Source organism: Megasphaera geminata F0357, assembly GCF_000239275.1.
In the GTDB taxonomy this organism is placed as follows: Bacteria; Bacillota; Negativicutes; order Veillonellales; family Megasphaeraceae; genus Megasphaera; species Megasphaera geminata.
This window is the reverse complement of record NZ_JH417592.1, coordinates 1-1,594: the sequence shown is the minus strand read 5'-3', so window position 1 is coordinate 1,594 and position 1,594 is coordinate 1. Positions and strand designations below refer to the sequence as shown.

The following is a 1,594-nucleotide window of genomic DNA, read 5'->3' as shown; positions in this document are numbered from 1 at the left end:
TATACCACGTTCCAAATGGAACAATAAGAGGTTTATGGAATCTTTTAAACTTTTATTATTCTACTTATAGATTAATCTATTACAATCAATCTGTTTAAATCATGCTTCTACGAAATCGCACCGAGTTTTCATATATTAACGTAGACTGAGCAATGCTCCATAACAAGCACATCGTGAATCATATAACTTATATATTCCATTATAATCCCTTGCCCGTCAAGTTTATATAAATGACATAATACGAATTATATCGCAATCCATAATAAAAATTTTCAGCTGCCTTATATAAGAAAAGGCTGCCCGTTATGAGCAGTCTTTTCTTAACTCGTCAATCTATTTCTGTAACTGAACCACTTTGGCTGCCAATGCGGTGTTTTCCGCCTTCAAATCCTGAATTTCCCGTTCCATAGCCGCTAACCGCTGTTCTACAGTGGCTTTCTGCGCCTTACTCATATGGCTGTCCCTGCCGACTCGGAAAGTCGCGCCTATATTTCCCGACATCTTATGATTATCCCCGAAGCTTGAGGCTACACCGAAAGAGAGCAATGTATTCGGATTGGCATTATAGAAGCCGCCTATCGCGACTGCCTGCCTGCCGTCATACGTACCGAGCGCGGCGGCAATCTGAAACCTCGATTCGATACCGGTATAATCCAACGGATGCAGGCCTGCTAAAGCAGCTGAAGCCGCTCCGACATTTTTAATTTCCCGGCCAAGACTGTTCGTAAGATTTTCGCCGTATTGGTACAGCTGGTTCCCCGTCACGGCATCGTGAGAACCGGCAGCAATCCTACCGTCAGCAATATTGGTAATACGCCGCTCGCCGCCGACAGTACCTACTGAAACCACATTTTCTTCAGCTGCTGTACTGTTGCTGCCGATGGCAACACTGTTACTTGCTGTTACACTGGCATTGTGTCCCATTGCCAGCCCCTCTGCCGCAGGTTTCGTCACATTAGCACCGTTGCCGAAAGATGCGGAATAGGCGCCCTTCGCTTTTGCATTGGCCCCGAATGCGGAGCCTGTTTGTGTCGTATCCGTGTTTAACCCGAAATTCGTCCGTTCGCCGCGAATGAGGACACGCGCTGTATCAGGCGCATTTTTCCCCAGATTATCAGGATGCCCGCCGGGGTAAGATGCCGGTTTATAATCTTTATCAGGAGTCAAGAGTACTGTCGCACCCGTCGTTACATCGACCCGTGTACGATTAGGTTCGGATGTGGTCTGATTCGGTGTGGTACCGCCGACAAGGACACTGGCATTCGGATTAATATCAGTTGCCGCAAAAACAACACTGCCGGTAACTGCAACAGTTGTCAATAAAGCCGCAATTTTTTTACGTCTTTTCATCATTTTTCTCTCCCCTCGTAAATATAAATGACATTAAATCTCATTTATTATATCATTTTGATATGTATTGTCAATTTATGTGGCGGTAAGATTCATAAAGGTACGGTACAATTAGGTTATTTAATAATTTATTTTCTTGATGATAATAATTTATATTATTTTAATGTAATGTACCGGCTTATTTAAACAATATATTTTAAATCTGCTCAAAAAAGACATTAGCCGGCGTAGTACTACGCCGGCT

Annotated in this window: 1 protein-coding gene; it reads right to left on the bottom strand. The window is 43.5% G+C overall.

Translation table 11 applies throughout. The features are described 5' to 3' along the window. Positions 1-333 precede the first annotated feature (333 nt). Positions 334-1,353, bottom strand: coding sequence for a YadA-like family protein (locus HMPREF0080_RS05270; RefSeq protein WP_006790258.1), 1,020 nt, complete (start codon positions 1,351-1,353; stop codon positions 334-336). Positions 1,354-1,594 lie beyond the last annotated feature (241 nt).

Excerpts from the sequence above, each read along its gene's own strand:
- HMPREF0080_RS05270 (WP_006790258.1), bottom strand. The coding sequence starts at position 1,353 with ATGATGAAAAGACGTAAAAAAATTGCGGCTTTATTGACAACTGTTGCA.